General features: G+C 70.8%; 16 protein-coding genes, 1 tRNA gene and 1 pseudogene. 10 read left to right on the forward strand and 8 right to left on the reverse strand.

The window, feature by feature from the left end; genetic code table 11:
• Nucleotides 1-16 precede the first annotated feature (16 nt).
• Together BLR91_RS05300 and BLR91_RS05305 are read left to right on the forward strand one after the other, a co-directional pair.
• Nucleotides 17-1,432 carry an NAD(P)/FAD-dependent oxidoreductase gene (locus tag BLR91_RS05300; protein WP_018191586.1) on the forward strand — a complete coding sequence of 472 codons (1,416 nt, stop codon included), beginning with the start codon at nt 17-19 and terminating at the stop codon, nt 1,430-1,432.
• Between the two features lie 137 nt (nt 1,433-1,569).
• Nucleotides 1,570-2,343, forward strand: a complete 774-nt coding sequence (locus tag BLR91_RS05305) for an MmpS family transport accessory protein (RefSeq protein WP_089876581.1) — start codon at nt 1,570-1,572, stop codon at nt 2,341-2,343.
• Nucleotides 2,344-2,362: 19 nt separating this feature from the next.
• On the opposite strand, the gene BLR91_RS05310 is transcribed toward BLR91_RS05305, so the two are convergent.
• Nucleotides 2,363-2,436: transfer RNA gene (locus BLR91_RS05310), tRNA-Leu, on the reverse strand.
• Nucleotides 2,437-2,800: 364 nt separating this feature from the next.
• Here BLR91_RS05310 and BLR91_RS05315 point away from each other — a divergent pair.
• Nucleotides 2,801-3,178 (forward strand): YchJ family protein, encoded by a 378-nt coding sequence (locus BLR91_RS05315; protein WP_089876579.1) that lies wholly within the window; start codon nt 2,801-2,803, stop codon nt 3,176-3,178.
• Between the two features lie 6 nt (nt 3,179-3,184).
• On the opposite strand, the gene BLR91_RS05320 is transcribed toward BLR91_RS05315, so the two are convergent.
• The gene (locus BLR91_RS05320; protein ID WP_089876577.1) at nt 3,185-5,494 is read right to left on the reverse strand and encodes an Ig-like domain-containing protein; all 2,310 of its coding nucleotides are present in this window, start codon (nt 5,492-5,494) and stop codon (nt 3,185-3,187) included.
• Between the two features lie 194 nt (nt 5,495-5,688).
• Between BLR91_RS05320 and BLR91_RS05325 the strand changes: the two genes are divergently transcribed.
• Genes BLR91_RS05325 through BLR91_RS05340 form a run of 4 tightly spaced genes read left to right on the forward strand, consistent with a single transcriptional unit; the run spans nt 5,689 to nt 10,212 of the window.
• Complete coding sequence (locus tag BLR91_RS05325) at nt 5,689-6,357, forward strand: TetR/AcrR family transcriptional regulator (protein WP_089876575.1); 669 nt, start codon at nt 5,689-5,691, stop codon at nt 6,355-6,357.
• A complete protein-coding gene (locus BLR91_RS05330; protein WP_020077215.1) occupies nt 6,354-7,610 on the forward strand; it encodes an MFS transporter in 1,257 nt (418 codons plus the stop codon). The genes BLR91_RS05325 and BLR91_RS05330 overlap by 4 nt, the downstream gene beginning before the upstream one ends.
• Entirely contained in the window at nt 7,610-8,902 is a 1,293-nt protein-coding gene (locus tag BLR91_RS05335) for an amino acid deaminase/aldolase (RefSeq protein ID WP_089876573.1), read from the forward strand. The genes BLR91_RS05330 and BLR91_RS05335 overlap by 1 nt, the downstream gene beginning before the upstream one ends.
• The gene (locus tag BLR91_RS05340; protein ID WP_089876571.1) at nt 8,899-10,212 is read left to right on the forward strand and encodes a D-arabinono-1,4-lactone oxidase; all 1,314 of its coding nucleotides are present in this window, start codon (nt 8,899-8,901) and stop codon (nt 10,210-10,212) included. The genes BLR91_RS05335 and BLR91_RS05340 overlap by 4 nt, the downstream gene beginning before the upstream one ends.
• Nucleotides 10,213-10,283: 71 nt before the next feature.
• On the opposite strand, the gene BLR91_RS05345 is transcribed toward BLR91_RS05340, so the two are convergent.
• The gene (locus tag BLR91_RS05345) at nt 10,284-11,168 is read right to left on the reverse strand and encodes a M48 family metalloprotease (RefSeq protein WP_089876569.1); all 885 of its coding nucleotides are present in this window, start codon (nt 11,166-11,168) and stop codon (nt 10,284-10,286) included.
• Nucleotides 11,169-11,175: 7 nt separating this feature from the next.
• Nucleotides 11,176-11,742 (reverse strand): LemA family protein, encoded by a 567-nt coding sequence (locus BLR91_RS05350; protein WP_018191575.1) that lies wholly within the window; start codon nt 11,740-11,742, stop codon nt 11,176-11,178.
• Nucleotides 11,743-11,906: 164 nt separating this feature from the next.
• Here BLR91_RS05350 and BLR91_RS05355 point away from each other — a divergent pair, with 164 nt between their 5' ends.
• The 3 genes and pseudogenes from BLR91_RS05355 (at nt 11,907) to BLR91_RS05365 (ending at nt 14,130) form a co-directional block, all read left to right on the forward strand.
• The gene (locus tag BLR91_RS05355) at nt 11,907-12,554 is read left to right on the forward strand and encodes a TetR/AcrR family transcriptional regulator (RefSeq protein WP_231918825.1); all 648 of its coding nucleotides are present in this window, start codon (nt 11,907-11,909) and stop codon (nt 12,552-12,554) included.
• A gap of 11 nt (nt 12,555-12,565) precedes the next feature.
• A pseudogene (locus BLR91_RS20465) lies at nt 12,566-13,091 on the forward strand (ABC transporter ATP-binding protein); the annotation flags it as partial.
• Between the two features lie 304 nt (nt 13,092-13,395).
• The gene (locus tag BLR91_RS05365; RefSeq protein WP_089876563.1) at nt 13,396-14,130 is read left to right on the forward strand and encodes an ABC transporter permease; all 735 of its coding nucleotides are present in this window, start codon (nt 13,396-13,398) and stop codon (nt 14,128-14,130) included.
• Nucleotides 14,131-14,149: 19 nt separating this feature from the next.
• Here BLR91_RS05365 and BLR91_RS05370 read toward each other — a convergent pair whose 3' ends face one another.
• The 4 genes from BLR91_RS05370 to BLR91_RS05385 form a co-directional block, all read right to left on the reverse strand.
• Nucleotides 14,150-14,335, reverse strand: coding sequence for a hypothetical protein (locus tag BLR91_RS05370; protein WP_089876561.1), 186 nt, complete (start codon nt 14,333-14,335; stop codon nt 14,150-14,152).
• 40 nt (nt 14,336-14,375) lie between these two features.
• Nucleotides 14,376-15,155 (reverse strand): hypothetical protein, encoded by a 780-nt coding sequence (locus BLR91_RS05375; RefSeq protein ID WP_089876559.1) that lies wholly within the window; start codon nt 15,153-15,155, stop codon nt 14,376-14,378.
• 68 nt (nt 15,156-15,223) lie between these two features.
• Nucleotides 15,224-15,670: a hypothetical protein gene (locus BLR91_RS05380; RefSeq protein WP_089876557.1), complete on the reverse strand. Its 447-nt coding sequence runs from the start codon at nt 15,668-15,670 to the stop codon at nt 15,224-15,226.
• Nucleotides 15,667-16,896: a winged helix-turn-helix domain-containing protein gene (locus tag BLR91_RS05385; RefSeq protein ID WP_089876555.1), complete on the reverse strand. Its 1,230-nt coding sequence runs from the start codon at nt 16,894-16,896 to the stop codon at nt 15,667-15,669. The genes BLR91_RS05380 and BLR91_RS05385 overlap by 4 nt, the downstream gene beginning before the upstream one ends.
• Between the last annotated feature and the right edge of the window lie 116 nt (nt 16,897-17,012).

The following is a 17,012-nucleotide window of genomic DNA, read 5'->3' on the forward strand; positions in this document are numbered from 1 at the left end:
GAGGAGACGCTTCACTGTGCCCAAAATCCTGATCGTCGGCGGCGGATACGCCGGCTTCTACACCGCGTGGAAGCTCGAGAAACAGCTCCGCCCGGGCGAGGCCGAGGTCACCATGGTCGACCCGCTGCCGTACATGACGTACCAGCCGTTCCTCCCGGAGGTCGCCGCGGGTTCGATCGAGCCGCGTCACGCGGTCGTCGCGCACCGCCGCCACCTCAAGACCACGAACATCATCACCGCGAAGGTCACGTACGTCGACCACGCACGCAAGGTGGCGACCATCCAGCCGCCCGTCGGCGAGGCGTACGAGTTCGAGTACGACATCGTCGTGGTCACGGCGGGTGCCGTGTCGCGCACGTTCCCGATCCCGGGTGTCGCGGACCAGGCGGTCGGCCTGAAGAACATCGAGGAGGCCGTGTACATCCGCGACCAGCTCCTCACCAACTTCGACAAGGCCGCCGGGATGCCGGCCGGCCCGGAGCGCGACCGCCTCCTCACCGTCGTGGTCGTCGGCGGTGGCTTCGCCGGCATCGAGATCTTCGCCGAGCTGCGCTCCTTCGCCAGCACGCTGCTGAAGCGCTACCCGGAGCTGTCGTTCGAGGACACGCACTTCCACCTGATCGAGGCCATGGGCCGGATCATGCCGGAGGTGTCGCTCAAGACCAGCCACTGGGTGATCAAGAACCTCGCGGAGCGGGGGGCGCAGATCCACCTGGAGACGCAGCTCACCAGCGCGGTGGACGGCGTCATCCAGCTGTCGACCGGCGAGAGCTTCGAGACCGACCTCATCGTCTGGACCGCCGGTGTCATGGCGAACCCGACGATCGTGCGTCACACCGACCTCCCGATCGAGGAGCGCGGCCGCCTCCGCGTCCGTGCCGACCTCCGCGTGGGCACCGACGAGGAGATCGTCGAGGACGCCTGGGGCGCCGGCGATGTCTCGGCCGTCCCCGACCTGACCGGTGCGGGTGTCGGCGGCTACTGCGTGCCGAACGCCCAGCACGCGGTGCGCCAGGGCAAGCTGCTCGCGAAGAACATCGTGGCGTCGCTGCGCGGTGAGCTGCCGCGCCAGTACTACCACAAGAGCCTCGGCGCGGTCGCGGGCCTCGGCGTCGGCGTCGGCGTGCTCCAGTCCGGCAAGATCGCCATGAAGGGCGTCATCGGCTGGCTCGCGCACCGCGGCTACCACGGCCTGGCCATGCCGTCGTGGGAGCGCAAGTGGCGCGTCATCTGGGGCTGGTGGAACAACTTCTGGCTCGGACGCGACATCGTCTCCCTCGAGGCCGTGCAGCACCCGCGCGCCGGTTTCGAGGAGTTCGCCGCCCGCCCGAAGCCGGCCGTCGAGGCCGCTCCGGAGGAGCCGGCGAAGAAGGCTCCGGCCCGCAAGAAGCCCGCTGCCGAGAAGCAGCCGGCGGAGGTCACCGCGAAGTAGTTCGCGGAGCGAACACCGCACGAAGGCCCGGTCCCCTCAGGGGACCGGGCCTTCGGCGTTTGGGCCCATCAGATGTCCTATGCCACCCCCCATCTTGGGACTGAGGATCTCTCGACTTGCGTCGATAGAGTGTGCGCATGAGCGGCGATGGCTTGATTCCCTTTAGGCCGCCACGACGCCCCCGGGATCGTGACGCCAGTCGAAAGCGGGCAAATACCATCGTCGTCGTCGCCGCCGCGCTTATTGCTTTGCTGATCGTCGCCCTCGGTGTTCCCGTGTCGATCGCCACCGCTCGTGCGGCATTCAATCCACCACCGCGACAACATAGCGTTGCTGCGGCTGCACCATCCAGTGAACCCACAACTCCGGTCGAGGAAGCTGAAACGGCAGCTGTTCCCAACGTTGTCGGGATGACTCGAGCCAATGCGCGCGCGCTGCTTCAGCGCAACGGGTTCGCCGTCGTCGACGGCAGCGTCCCCGGAGGCGAGGACGACGTCGTCATCGGGCAGGACCCGGGAGCGTCGGCGGAAGCCGAAGTCGGCGAGATCGTCTCCCTGAGGTTCTCGGCCGCAACGCCGACGCCGACGCCGACGCCGACACCCGTCCCGGCTCCCGCTCCGCCTCCCGTGGATACCGTGCAGTACTCGGTCTGGGGAAGCGGAACCTCGGCCTCGAGTGTGACTTACAGCATCCCGAACGGAGCCTTCTCCCAGTCGCAGGTCGCAGGCGCCAGCATCCCGTGGAGCGTCACCCTCCCGATCACGGGAAGGTACAACGCGTACGTAGTGCTTGCTCAAGCGGGCGACGGCGACTCGATCTCGTGTGCCATCACGATCAATGGGAAGATCGTCGACCAACAGACCTCGACGGGCCCCTACACAATAGTGACCTGCTCTCACTCGTCATTCTGAGGCACACAGAGCGGTCGAGTACCCCCAGTGGGACTCGAACCCACACTCGGGCGAGTTTAAGTCGCCTGCCTCTACCGATTGGGCTATGGGGGCCGGTGGTGCAGCGGGCCGACGGGCGGCGCGGACGGCCGCCGGTCGCGGTCTAGCGGTCGCGGTAGGGCGACTTGACCATCTGGACGATCGCGGCTGCGGCGATCCCGCCGCCGACGATCACGACGAGCCAGATGAATCCGATGAGCAGACCTTCCATGCGATCAACGCTACACCGTCGCCGCCTCACGCCGCGTCTGCGAACTCCTTCAGCCGTTCCGGAGTCCTTCTCCAAGGTTCTGCGGCACACTCGTCGCAGACACCCTTTCTGGTGAGGTGTCCTCGGTCCGGCCGGTGCCCGGGATCCCCCGACGCGGGCTCCGGCCGGGCCTCCACCACGCTCAGCGCGGCCGGTTAGGCTCGATGCGTGACCACCCGGTGCCCCTGCCTGAGCGGCGAGACGTACGACGCCTGCTGCGGTCCGCTGCACCGCGGCGAGCCGGCCCCGACCGCGGAGCGGCTGATGCGGTCCCGGTTCAGTGCCTTCGCCCTCGGCGACGCCGCGTATCTGCTCCGCAGCTGGCATCCGTCCACGCGACCCGACGAGCTGGAGCTCGACCCCGGGCTCCGCTGGTACCGCCTCGACATCGAGCGCACCGAGCGCGGAGGTCCGTTCGACCGGGACGGCGTGGTCGAGTTCGTCGCGTACTTCAAGGGCAGCGAGCGGGGGAGTCTCCACGAGGTCTCGCGGTTCGCGCGCGAGGGGCGCGACTGGTTCTACGTGGATGCGCTCAGCGCATCCTGACGCCGGTTACGGCACCGTGCGGTCGAGGGCCGGCGCGACGTAGCGCTCCCACAGCCACACCGCGACGCTGGCCGCCGCGAAGCCGGCCGCAACACCGACGATGACGATCACGCCGACACCCCGTTCGACGAGGGATGCCACGGGCAGGAGCAGGGCGAACAGGACGGTGTACACGACGAGGCTCAGCCCGCCCCAGAGCCAGCGCGACCACTGGGCGACGGCACGGCCCGCGAGCCCGCCGAGGGGGAGCAGCATGACGGAGGCCGAGCCGATGCCGATCAGGGCGAGTGCGTTGACGAGTTCGACCAGGAAGGCGGTGAACGCCCCGGTGGGCGTGGGGAGCAGCCCCACCGCGAGCCAGGCGAGCACGCCCAGTGCTGCGACGGCCGAGATCTGCACGGCCGCGATCCGGCCGCGGCGCGCGCGGCCGGCGTGCGGCGCCATCGAGAGCCCGAGCACGAGGGCGAACAGCAGAGCGGGCGACAGTCCGAGCAGGCGGGAGCCGAACGCCGCGACCGCGACCACGACGAGCAGCTCCGGCCGCACAGTGATCCGCGGCACGGGGAGGCCGAAATGCGGCGCCAGGGCGCGACCGGCGAGCACCCAGACCGCGTTGACGGCGGCGACGGCGATCCCGATCGCGAGCAGCACCCGCAGATACGCTCCCGGGTCGGAGAGCGGCGTCGAGAGGGTCACCAGCACCGCCGCGGCGATCCCCACCACGGGCACGAGCCAGCGCGGCTGAGCCCGCACGGACGGCGACGAGGGCACGGCGTCCCCGTTGTGACCCGTCCGAGCGCGTTCCGATCGCGCCGCCGCCCCGAACAGCGCCGAGGCCTCCGCGACGTCGGAACGCGGCCGGTTGCGCCCGAACACGGACACGCGGCGGCGCTCCCGATCCGCGCGGGCTGCGCGACCACGGGCGAGCGCTGCGGTCAGCAGCCGCGCCGGCAGGACCAGCAGGAGAAGTGCGGCGACGGCGAGACCGACCGAGCGCATCCACCCGGGCAGGGAGGCCGCCGTCACGACCGGTGCGGAGGCGTTGGAGAAGGGCGTCGCGATCCACCCGCGGGTGTCGGGATGGAGTGGTCCGGCACCCGTCCCGCCACCGGCGGCGGGCGGCACCGGCACCGCGGGGGTCGGCGTCGGGGTCGGCGTGCGCGTCGGCGACGGTGTGGACGGCGTGGTGGCCGCCGTGACGCCGAGGGTGACGGCGTTGCTCCCAGCGCTCACGTTCCCCGCGGCATCCCGCTGCAGGGCGGAGAGCGTGTACGCGCCCTCGGGGAGGGCGCCCTGGCACGACCATGCGCCGGCGGCGACGTCCGCGGTGCAGACCACGGTCGTGCCCTGGGCGGTGGTCGCGTAGAGGGTCACGTGCGCGCCGGTCTCGCCCGTGCCACCGAATGCTACTGCCGTGCCGGCGAGCACAGAGGTGCCGCTGGGTGGGGAGGTGATGCCCGGGGCGGCGGGAGCCGTGCGGTCCACATCGATCGTGACCCGCCCGCTGGCCGCCGACGACTGCGACGAGAACGGAGCCGTCTGCGTCGCCGTCACGGTGTGGCGTCCGTCGGGCAACGAGCCGCTGAGCACGCACGCCCAGCCGCCGTTCGCGTCGACGGGGAAGGTGCAGCTCGCGCCGGTATCGGCAGTGACCGTGACGCTCGCGCCGGGGTAGGCCGTCCCGCGCACACTGCCGCCGGTCGAGACGACGCCGGTCCCGGCGATCACGGGCGGGTGCAGCACATCCACCCGGGCGCTGTCGGACCCGCTGAGGGTGGACTCGGCGCGGACGGAGACGCCGGGACCATCGGGCAGCGAGGCGAGGGTGCAGCGCCAGTCGCCATCGTCATCCACCGTGGCGGTGCAGCTCTGCGCGCTTCCGGGGGAGGAGCCGGCCGAGACGGAGATCGTGTCGGTCGGCGTCGCCGTGCCCGAGACCGCCAGCGGGAAGCTGCGCACCAGGTCCGGGAGGCGGTCGATGCTCACGGGGCTGGGCGTCGGCGTCGGGGTCGGGGTGTCGGACGGTGACGAGGTGTCCGTCGGCGAGACGGCCGACGGCGTCGGAACGGCCGCCGGGCGCGCAGCAGCGGACGCCGGCGATGAGCCGGAGCCGGAAGAGAAGGAGGCTGCAGCGGACGAGGCTGCGGAGGAGTGGACTGCGGTGGAGCCGGATGCTGCGGTGGAACCGGATGCTGCGAATGCGGACGCCGATGCGCCGGGTGGGGGCGGCGACGCGGTCGCCGGGGGAGCGGCGCCGATCAGGCCGGCCGCGCTGAGCAGGAGGACGGCGAGCGCTGCGACGGCAGCGACCGACACCAGTCGGCGCGACCCCCGTGGCCGGACTGGTGGTGACACGTCGCTCGTAAATCCCCGCATTCCACCCCATTCCAGGGGGTACGGGTGGCCGGTGTCAAACGAATCGCCCGGATTTGCGGCATACTGTGATCTGGGTCAACTGTCCCACTTTTCTTCCCGTGCGACGGAGCCCGGGTGGAGCCCGAGGAGTCCGGATGACGCGCATCCCGGTCGCAGACCGTCGCACCGCCCTGGTCCAGGCCGCCCTGCGCGTGATCGCCCGCGACGGTGTCGCCGCCGCGACGACCCGCCGGATCGTCGCCGAGGCCCGCATGCCGCTCGCCAGCTTCCACTACGTCTTCGCCTCGCGCGACGAGCTGATGGCCGAGCTGATCGAGGCGGCCGTCGGCAGCGAGCAGACCGACCTCGCGCCCGCGCTCACCGCCGACGCAGGCGGGGGAGGGATGCGCGACGCCGTTCGCGCGGGCCTTCAGCACTACTTCGACGGCGTCCGCGCCGATCCCGGCCGCGAGAAGGCCATGTTCGAGCTGACCCAATGGGCACTCCGCGAGCCCGGATTCGAACCGCTCGCGCGCCGGCAGTACGCGCGCTACCACGAGGTCGCGGCGCAGGCCGCCGCCGAGACCGCGCGTCTCGCCGGTCACGAGTGGACGCGTCCGCTCGACGAGATCGCCCGCATCCTCGTCTCCTTCACCGACGGGCTCACCGTCGGCTGGCTGGTCACCCGCGACGACGCGGCAGCCGCCGCCGTGATGGATGTGGCGGCCGACGCGCTCGCCGCGCTCGCCGTCCCGGCCTCCGAACCGCACCACCGCACCACGCACCACACCCCCGCCCCCTCGACGAACGCAGGTGCACGATGACGAACACGACGACGCCGGCGGTCTTCGCCGAGCCGGTGCGCAAGGTCCCCGGACGGTGGATCGCCGCCTTCGCCGTCGCCTGGCTGGGCGTGTGGATGGCGCAGCTCGCGCCCATCCAGAAGCTCCTGCCCGACCAGGTGCAGGCGCAGCTGCACTCCGACTGGTGGGTGGACAACGTGATCGCCTTCGGGGTCATCTCGGGCATCTCGGGCGTGTGCGCCATCGTCGCCTACCCGCTGACCGGGGCTCTCTCCGACCGCACGACGAGCCGCTTCGGCCGCCGCCGTCCGTGGATCGCCGCCGGAGCCGTGGTCTTCGCCGTCTCGCTGGTGCTGCTCGGGCTGCAGACCACCATGGTCGGGATGGGCGTGTTCTGGTCGCTCGCGCTGACCGGCTTCTGCATCCTCACCGCCGCGCTGACTGCCACGATCAGCGACCAGGTGCCAGTGGACCAGCGCGGCTACGTGAGCGGCTGGATCAGTGCACCCCAGGCGATCGGCATCATCCTCGGCGTCGCCCTGGTCACCTATGTCTTCGTCGGCGCGTTCGTCGGCTACACGGCCATGGCGGTGCTGCTGGTGGTGCTCGTGCTGCCGTTCCTATTCCTGCCGGACGCGGTGCTGCCGGTGGAGCTGCGCGAGCGGATGTCGTTCCGCGGCGTGATCGAGGGCCTGTGGATCAGCCCGCGCGAGCATCCCGACTTCGGCTGGACGCTGCTCAGCCGCGTGCTGGTCAACTTCGGCAACGCGTTCGGCACGTCGCTGCTGCTCTACTTCCTCGAGTTCGGGCTGCGCGACCCCAACGCCGACGACGATCTGCTCATCCTCATCCTCGTCTACATGGTGTTCGTGATCGTGGCCTCGCTCGTGCTCGGCCGGCTGTCCGACCGTCTTGGCCGCCGCAAGGCGTTCGTGTTCGCGTCCTCCGCCGTGCAGGGCGTCGCAGCGCTGCTGCTCGCGTTCGTCCCGCAGCTGTCGGTCGCCATCGTCGCCGCCGCGCTCCTCGGCATCGGCTACGGCTGCTTCCTGTCGGTGGATCAGGCGCTCGCCACCCAGGTGCTGCCCGACCCGGAGAGCCGCGGGAAGGACCTCGGCATCATGAACATCGCCCTGGCCGTTCCGCAGGCGGTCGCGCCCCTGTTCGGCGCGATGATCGTGGCGGCTCTGGGCGGCTTCGCCGGTCTGTTCGTCCTGTCGGCCGTGTTCGCGTTCGCGGGAGCGCTCGCGGTCGCCCGAGTGAAAGCGGTGCGCTGATGAGCGACCTCGACCTGTCCACTCCGCCGGCTCCGTCCGAGCGGACGTGGACGACGCCCGACGTCTTCTGGCCGTCGCTCTCCGCGGCGACCGCGCGGCTCGACCCTCCGCTCGCGGTGCTCCACCTGCCCGCGCTCCGGCACAACGTCCACGACCTGCTGCGTCGGGCGGCCGGGCCGTCCGACCGGTCGGCGAAGGCCATCCGGGTCGCCTCCAAGTCGGTGCGGGTGCGCTCGGTGATGGATGCGGTGCTCGCCCTCCCGGGATACGCGGGCGTGCTTGCCTACACGCTTCCGGAGGCGTTGTGGCTCGCGGAGGGCGACGCGGAGCACCCGCCGATCGAGGATGTCGTCGTCGGCTACCCGACCGCCGACCGCGCCGCGATCGCCCGCCTCGCCGCGTCACCCGAGCTCGCCGCGCGCGTCACGCTCATGGTCGACTCGATCGCCCACCTGGACTTCATCGACGCGGTGGTTCCGCCGGCGCAGCGGGAGACCATCCGGCTGTGCCTCGAGCTCGACTCCTCCTGGTTCGCGCCGGTGCTCGGTCACGTCGGCGTGTTCCGGTCGCCGCTGCACTCGGCGGCGTCGGTGCGCACGGTCGCCGAGGAGATCGTGCGGCGCCCGGGCTTCGCGCTCGTCGGGATGATGGGGTACGAAGCGCAGATCGCCGGCCAGGGCGACAACCCGCCCGGCAAGCCGGCCTGGGGTGCGACGCTGCGGTGGATGCAGAAGAACTCCCGCGACGAGCTCCTCGGCCGCCGGGGTGAGGCCGTCGCCGCGGTACGGCAGATCGCCGACCTGGAGTTCGTGAACGGCGGCGGGACGGGCTCCATCGAATTCACCGCCTCCGACGAGTCGGTCACCGAGATCGCCGCCGGCAGCGGGCTGTTCGGCGGCCACCTGTTCGACACCTACCGGGCGTTCCATCCGGCGCCGGCCGCATCCTTCGCCCTCTCGGTGGTGCGCCGGCCGAATCCCGAGACCGCGACCCTGCTCGGCGGCGGCTGGATCGCCTCCGGCCCTCCCGGGCCCGACCGGATGCCGAAGGTCGAGTGGCCGACCGGGCTGAGCATGGTCGCGCGCGAGATGGCCGGCGAGGTGCAGACTCCGCTCACCGGCGCCGCGGCCGGCGTGCTGCGCATCGGCGACCGCGTCTGGCTGCGGCACACCAAGTCCGGCGAGCTCAGCGAGCACGTCGACGCCTTCCAGCTGGTGGACACCGTAGACGGGCGGGCGCGCGTCGTCGGCGAGGCATCCACGTACCGCGGCGACGGGAAGGTCTTCCTGTGACGGCGGTCGGCGGCCTGTGGCGCACCTGGGGTCGGACCGAGGCGGTGCGCCCGCAGCGCGTGGAGCGCCCGGCGACGGCGGAGGCCGTGCAGCGCGCTGTGCAGGCGGCGAACCGGACCGGGATGCGCGTCAAAGCGGTCGGCGCAGGGCACAGCTTCACAGGCATCGCCGTGGCACCGGGTGTGCAGCTCGACCTCGAAGATCTGAACGGCATCCGCGACGTCGACCTCGAACGCGGGCGCGTGACGCTCGCGGCCGGCACGCACCTCCACCAGCTGCCGCGGCTGCTGCGGCCGCACGGCCTGGGGCTCGAGAACATGGGGGACATCGACCGGCAGACGATCGCCGGGGCGACCTCCACCGGCACACACGGCACGGGCGGATCGTTCGGCGGCCTGGCGACGCAGATCGTCGGGCTCACCCTGGTCACCGGCACGGGGGAGCTGCTGCACATCGACGAGACGGAGAACGCCGAGCTGCTCCCTGCTGCGCGCCTGGGGCTCGGCGCGCTCGGCGTCATCGTGGACATCACCCTGCAGTGCGTGCCCGCCTACCTGCTGCAGGCGGTCGAGCGGCCCGAACCGCTGCAGGCGACCATGGAGTCGTACCTGGAGCGGTCGGCGGGGGAGGACCACTTCGAGTTCTACTGGTTCCCGCACACCGAGACGGCCCTCACCAAGACGAACACGCGCCTGCCCCTGACGGCCGAACGGAAGCCGCTCCCGCGGGTCGGCCGGTGGGTGGACGACGAACTGCTCGCCAACGGCCTCTATCGGGGAGTATGCGCGCTCGGTACGGCCGCGCCCGCCGTCATCCCGCCGTTCAGCCGGCTCGCGCAGCGCCTCACCGGCAACCGCGACTTCACCGACCACGCGCCGCGGGTGTACGTCACGAACCGCACGGTGCGGTTCCGGGAGATGGAGTATGCCCTGTCGCGGGAGGTCGTGCCCGAGGCGCTCGCCGAGGTGAAGGCGCTCATCGAGCGGAAGGGATGGCGCATCTCGTTCCCGATCGAGGTGCGGAGCGCCGCGGCCGACGACAACTGGCTGTCGACGGCGTACGGGCGCGAGACGGGCTACATCGCCGTGCACCGGTACTACCGGGAGGATCAGCGCGAGTACTTCGCCGCGGTCGAGGAGATCATGGTCGCCCACGACGGGCGCCCGCACTGGGGCAAGCTGCACAGCCGGGATGCGGACGCGCTGCGTGCAACCTACCCGCGCTTCGACGACTTCCTCGCGGTCCGCGACCGCCTCGACCCCGAGCGGCGCTTCGAGAACGCCTACCTGCGCCGCGTCCTCGGCCCCTGACCGCCGAGGTGCACGTCGTGGTCGCTTAATCGCCGGAATAGCAGCCACAAGGTGCACTTCGGCGCTAGAAGCTAGAAGCTGCCGCCCATCTCCTCCAGGCGCTCGACGCGCTGAGGGATCGGCGGGTGGGTGGAGAACAGGCGCGCCATGAGGCCCGGCTTCAGCGGGTCGTTGATCCACAGGTGGGCCATGGACGAGTTCTGCTTCTGCATCGGACGGCCGTAGGCCTCCAGCTTCAGCAGCGCGCTGGCCAGGGCGTCTGGATGGCGGGTCGTCATTGCACCGGTGGCGTCTGCGAGGTATTCGCGCTGACGCGACACGGCCAGCTGTACGAGCGTCGCCACCAGGGGCGCGACGATCGCGGCGATCAGCCCGAACACCAGCACGACCGGGTTGCCGCCGCCGTTGTTGTTGTTGCGGTTGCCGCCGAAGAACGCCATGCGGAGGAAGATGTCGGCGATGAAGCCGATCGCCACGGTCAGGCCGAAGACGATCATCCCGAGCCGGATGTCGTAGTTGCGGACGTGCCCGAGCTCATGCGCCATGACGCCCTCGAGCTCGGCGTCGGTCATGATGTCGAGCAGTCCCGTGGTCGCGGCGACGGAGGCGTGCTCCGGGTCGCGGCCGGTCGCGAACGCGTTGGGTGCCGGATCGTTGACGATGTAGACGGCCGGCATCGGCGTCCCCGTCGCGATGGACAGGTTCTCGACGACGTTCCACAGTCGTGGGTTGTCCGCCTTCTGGATCGGGATCGCGCCCGACATGCTCAGCGCCTGGCTGCTGGCCAGGTAGTACTGGAAGAGCGCGTACAGCACCGCTCCGACGAGCACCACGACGAGGATCGTGTAGCTCTGGTAGATGTAGGCCGCCAGCCATCCGAGCGCACCGATGAGGACCAGGAACAGCAGGATGATGAAGACGGTGTTGCGCTTGTTCCTGGCGATCGCCCTGTACATCTACGCCCTAGAACTGGACGCGCGGGGGCTCGGCGATCGCGGCGAGGTTGTCGACCTCGAAGAACTCGCGCTCGGTGAAGCCCAGGCGTCGGGCGAACAGGTTGTTGGGGAACACCTTGATCTTGGTGTTGAACTCGCGCACCCCGCCGTTGTAGAACCGGCGCGACGCCTGGATCTTGTCCTCGGTGTCGACCAGGTCGGCCTGCAGGCGCAGGAAGTTCTGGCTCGCCTGCAGCTGCGGGTACGCCTCGGCCACCGCGAAGATGCTCTTCAGCGCGGTCTGCATGTGGTTCTCGGCGACGGACGCCTCACCCGGCGTCTGCGCGGAGAGCGTCTCGGCGCGCGCCTGCGTCACGGACTCGAAGACGCCTCGCTCGTGCGCGGCGTATCCCTTGACCGTTTCGATCAGGTTCGGGATGAGGTCGGCACGGCGCTTCAGCTGGACCGTGATGTCGCTCCACGCCTCGTCCACCCGGACCTTCAGGGTGACCAGCGAGTTGTAGGTGGCCCACAGGTAGATCCCGATGATCGCGACGATCACGACGACGATGATGACCGGAATGAGCCATTCCATGTTCGCAGAACTCCTTGTGTGCCAGGCGCCGGGTCGAGCAGATGCGCAGACCTCATCCTAGCTTCGGCGAAGCGCGCTCTCACCGCGTTCTCATCACACTCGAAGCAAGCGCATCGGCTGTGGACAGCACCCTCGATCTGCGCCGCGGCGTGCAGAATGGGGCCGTGAGCGAAGCAGCGACGCGGCGACGTCCCGGACGGCCGCGGAAGGAACGCGGGGCCGGGTCCGCGCGGGCGTCGATCATGCGTGCAGCGGCGGAGGAGTTCGCCGAGCGCGGGTACGAGGCGGCGTCGCTGCGGGCGGTCGCCCGACGTGCGGGCGTCGACCCGGCGCTCGTCCACCACTACTTCGACGACAAGGCCGACCTGTTCACCGCGACGCTCGAGGCGCCGCTCCGGCCGGACCGCGCGGTGGATCTCATCCTCGCCGGCACGCAGCACGACATCGGCGAGCGGCTGGTCGCCTACCTGCTGGAGCGTCTGGACGACGAGAAGTCCGGCCGCCGCATGGTCGTCATCCTGCGCACCGCCCTCAGCTCGGGCCCGGGCACGCGCATGGTGCGCGAGTTCCTGCTGCGCGAGGTCCTCTCGAAGCTCGCGGGGCTGGTCGGGGGAGAGGATGCGGAACTGCGCGCCGAGCTCGCCGCCAGCCAGCTGGTCGGCCTGATCATGACGCGGTACGCCCTCCGGGTCGAGCCCATCGCCGGGACGCCCCGGGAGGAGCTCGCGCGTCGCGTCGGCGCCGTCGTGCAGTGGCACCTGTTCGGAGCGCCGGACGCGCCTCTTGACGCGGAGCCTCCCACAGGCGAATAATTCATCACATGATGAATTCGCGGAGAACGTCCGCGGAAGCGGGCGACGACGCCCTCGCCGATGCGATCGCCATCGAGGGGCTGCGGGTGCGGCGCGGCCGCGCCGACGTCCTGCACGGGCTCGACCTCCGCATCCCGCGCGGCCAGGTCGTCGGCCTGCTGGGGCCGAGCGGCTGCGGCAAGACGACGCTGATGCGCGCGGTCGTCGGCGTGCAGAAGGTCAAGTCGGGCATCGTGACGGTGCTCGGCCAGCCCGCCGGAACCGCGGCGCTCCGCCACCGCGTCGGTTATGTGACCCAGGCGGCCAGCGTCTACGACGACCTCACCATCCGCCAGAACCTCGAGTACTTCCGCCGGGTGCTGGGCGCCGGCCGCGCCGACGTCGACCGCGCGATCACGGCGACCGACCTCGACGAGCACTCCGGTCGCCTGGTCTCGACCCTGTCGGGAGGTCAGCGCAGCCGGGTCTCTCTCGCCGCGGCCCTGCTCGGCTCGCCCGACCTCCTCGTGCTCGACGAGCCGACGGTCGGGCTCGACCCGCTGCTCCGCGTCGAGCTGTGGGCGCTGTTCCACCGCCTCGCCGAGGCCGGCACCAGCCTCCTGGTGTCGAGCCATGTGATGGATGAGGCCAGCCGCTGCGACCGCCTCATCCTGATGCGCGAGGGGGCCGTGCTCGCCGATGCGACCCCGGCGGAGCTGCTCGCCGAGACGGGAGCCGTCGACGCCGAGGGCGCCTTCCTCGCGCTGCTGCGTCGCCACCACGCCCGGCATGCTCTGCCGGACGCGGAGCCGGAAGCGGAGCCGGATGCCGAGTCGGAGAGCGGAACGGAGGTGGAAACGCCATGAACCCCACGCGCACGCTCGCGACCACCGGCCGCGTGCTCACCCAGATCCGTCATGACCCGCGCACCGTGGTGCTCCTGCTGGTGGTGCCCGCGCTCCTCGTCGGCCTCGTCGCCTGGATCTTCACCGACACCCCGGTGTTCCAGACCATCGGCCCGGCCATCCTCGCCCTGTTCCCGTTCATCGTGATGTTCCTGGTGACCTCGATCACCACACTGCGGGAGCGGAGGACCGGCACCCTGGAGCGTCTGCTGTCGATGCCTCTCGGCCGCAGCGATTTCATCCTCGGCTACACGCTCGCGTTCGGGCTGCTCGCGGTGGTGCAGGCCCTCATCGCGTCGGCGTACGCGCTGTGGGTGTGCGGGCTCGACGTGAAGGGCGACCCGTGGCTGCTGGTCGCCGTCGCGGTGACGGATGCCGTGCTCGGCAGCACTCTCGGACTGTTCGCGAGCGCGTTCGCCCGCACCGAGTTCCAGGTCGTCCAGTTCATGCCCCTGCTGGTGTTCCCGCAGATCCTGCTCGGCGGGATCTTCCTGCCGCGCGACCAGCTCCCGGCCGGCCTCGAGGAGATCAGTGACTGGCTGCCGCTGTCGCACGCGGTGGATGCGCTGAACGCCGTCGCGACGAACTCGCACGACGCCGCCTACGTCGGCGGTCAGCTCCTCATCATCGGAGCGTTCGCGGTCGCCGCGGTCGTCTTCGGGGCGCTGACCCTGCAGCGGCGCACCGCCTAGCGGCTTACTTCGTAGCGGCTTACTTCGACTTCGGCGCGTCGCCGCTGCCGGTGGGGGCGGCGGTCGGGCGGGGTTCGGTGCTGCCGGAGAGCCACGACTGAAGGCGAGCGGCCTTCGCCGCGGCGGGCTCGCCCGGGATGGACTTGCGCGTGCGCACCCGGATGAATCCGACCCCGTTCGGGGAGACCTCGATGTGCGTGCTCATGGGTCCAGTGTAAGACCTGGCGCCGACATTGTCCCGGCCCTCACGGCGCGTTCAGGGCGAACGCCGTGGCGAGCTCGGCGGCGACCAGTTCGGCCAGCAGCTTGTCCCCGTCCACGAGACTCTTCCTGCGGGGCGCGTCGACGGCGATCATCCCGAAGACCACGTCGTTCGCCCAGATGGGCGCCCGGATGAACGTGCGATACCTGTCCCTGTCTCCGGCGTATCCGACGGGAGCGTGCTTCTTGATGTCGGGATAGAGTTCAGCCCCTGTCGTCGAGGCGTCCTCGAGGAAGGCCACGATTTCCTCGCCGGCGGGCGACGTGAGGTCGAACGTCCGTGGAACGTCCCGTCGCCCGAAACGAGCGATCGGCTCGAGCAGCCCGGACGTCGCCGACAGCTCGAAGACCACGGCCCGCACCTCGGCGCTCTTGGGAGTCATCGCGACCAGGGCGCTGCAGCAGACCTCGGCAACTTTCTCCAGGAGCGCGCGTCGAGCGGCGCCCTCATCGCGATCGACAATGGCCATCTTGGTCATCATGTCGAGCGCGGGACCCAGGGTGTTGTGCAACTCACGGACCGCGTCGTAGCGCGCGCTGTCGAGGGACCGTCCCCAGAGGTAGTCGCGGACGCCTTTGACGAGCAGGAGGATGCCCAGGGCGATCGTGACGATGATGGCCCAGAAGCGCAGAGTCGGAGCGGCACCGGGATCGCCGGCCGCCATCACGCCGAGGACCGACGCGCAGGCGGTGAGCAGGACGGGCAGCAGTATCCAGACGAACAGGCGGGCGCCGTCAGCAGCGACGCGACGTACCTGGGACACTCGCCGATTCTAAAGCGGACGACCGTCATCGCCCCGGGGTGCGCCCGAGGTTGCGGAGAACCGCCGGCTTATGCCGTCGCCTCCTCATCGGACACCGGCAGCTCGGCCGTGCCCGTGTAGCGGTAGCGCACGCGCGAGCCCGTGCGCGGCTCGTCGATCGGACGCCACTCGGTGCCCACGTTGTCGTCGCCCACGATCGAGACGTCGCGGATGACGTCCTTCGGCTGCCCGTCGACGAACGACTGGATGACCTCGGCGTAGACCTCGGAGTCGGGGTTGAGCAGCACCGCGATGTAGTGGTCCGACTGCCGCACCTCGCGCGCGGGCACCCACAGCCGCTCGTCGAACTGCACCAGCGTGCCGCCGTCTGCGGCCGCGTGCGGCCTGACCCCGGTGACGATCCCGTCGAGCCAGGTGTCGCCGTCGTGGTAGGCGTACAGCTCGCGCATCGGCGTCTCGTAGTCGGCCTCGTCGGCCCCGTCCTGATCCAGATAGTCCAGTGGTGACGTCGTCATGCCCCGAACCCTACCCCCGCGCGCAGCGCGCCCGCGAGGAGCGGCGCGAGGTCGCCGCGCGCGCCCTCGGCCACCTCGACGCGCTCCAGCCCCTGCCACGCGGCCGTCGAATCCAGAAGCGGGAGGAGCCGGTCGATCGTCGCCGGGGGAGCGCCCGGCTCCGTCCATGCCGACTGCACGCGCAGGACGCCCGCCTGGCGGTCGCTCTTCAGGTCGATGCGCCCGACCAGGGCGTCGTCGAGCAGGATCGGCAGAGAGTAGTACCCGTACACGCGCTTCGGCGCCGGCGTGTAGATCTCGATGCGGTAGTGGAAGCCGAACATCCGCAGCGCCCGGTCGCGATACCAGACCACCGGGTCGAACGGCGACAGCAGCGCCGCCGCTTCGATCTGCCTCGGCTTGCGGGCGTCGCGGTGCATCCACGCGCGCAGCAGCCGGCCGGCGCTCTCCCAGCCGGGCACCTGGACGGGGACGAGCTCGCCCGCATCCTCCAGCTCCTGCAGGGCGACGGAGACGCGCGGGCCCTTGATGCGGTAGTAGTCGGCGAAGTCGCGCGCCGTGCCGATGCCGTGCGCGACCGCGGCCCGGCGCAGGAGCTCGCGGACCGCATCCTCATCGCTCACGGTCTGCTCCAATACGCTCGCCGGCAGCACGTCGGCGGCCAACCCGTAGCGGCGCTGGAATCGCGTGCGCCCGGCGATGGCCACCTCGCCGAAGAGGAACATCCGCTCGAGCGCGCGCTTCACCTCCGACCAGCCCCACCACGGACCCGTGCGGTGGTTGGCGTCGTGCTCGATCTCACCCGCGACCAGCGGACCGTTGGCGGCGAGCTCGCCGCGCAGCCACTCCACCGTGCTCTCGTTGACCTCGAACCAGCTCCCCGGACCGCCGTACCGGGTGCGGTAGTCGCGCATCCGCCAGGCGAACAGCGGCCAGTCCTCGGTGCGCATGAAGGCGGCCTCGTGCGGCCAGTACTCGGTGTACGGGCTGCGCGCGTCGAACGTGAGCCGGTCGAGGAGGCCGCGGTCGTACGCACCCAGGCGTGCGAACGCCGGGAGGTAGTGGCTGCGTTCGAAGACGTTGACCGAGTCGATCTGCAGCAGCCTCAGGCGGTCCATCAGCCCGTTGAGCTGCCGGGTGCCGACCGCGTCGGGATGCGGCCGGCCGAAACCCTGCGCGGCCAGCGCGATGCGACGTGCGAGTGCGGGGGAGACCTGTTCGACCACGCGACGACCCTATCGACAACCCCGGACACCGGACGTTCACCGCCGCGTCACCGGCACGCGACCGCCCGGACGCCTGGCCTTCCTACCGTGACCACGTCCGGGCGCTCCGCCCGGTC

The sequence above is a fragment of the Leifsonia sp. 466MF genome (genome assembly GCF_900100265.1).
GTDB lineage: Bacteria > Actinomycetota > Actinomycetes > Actinomycetales > Microbacteriaceae > Leifsonia.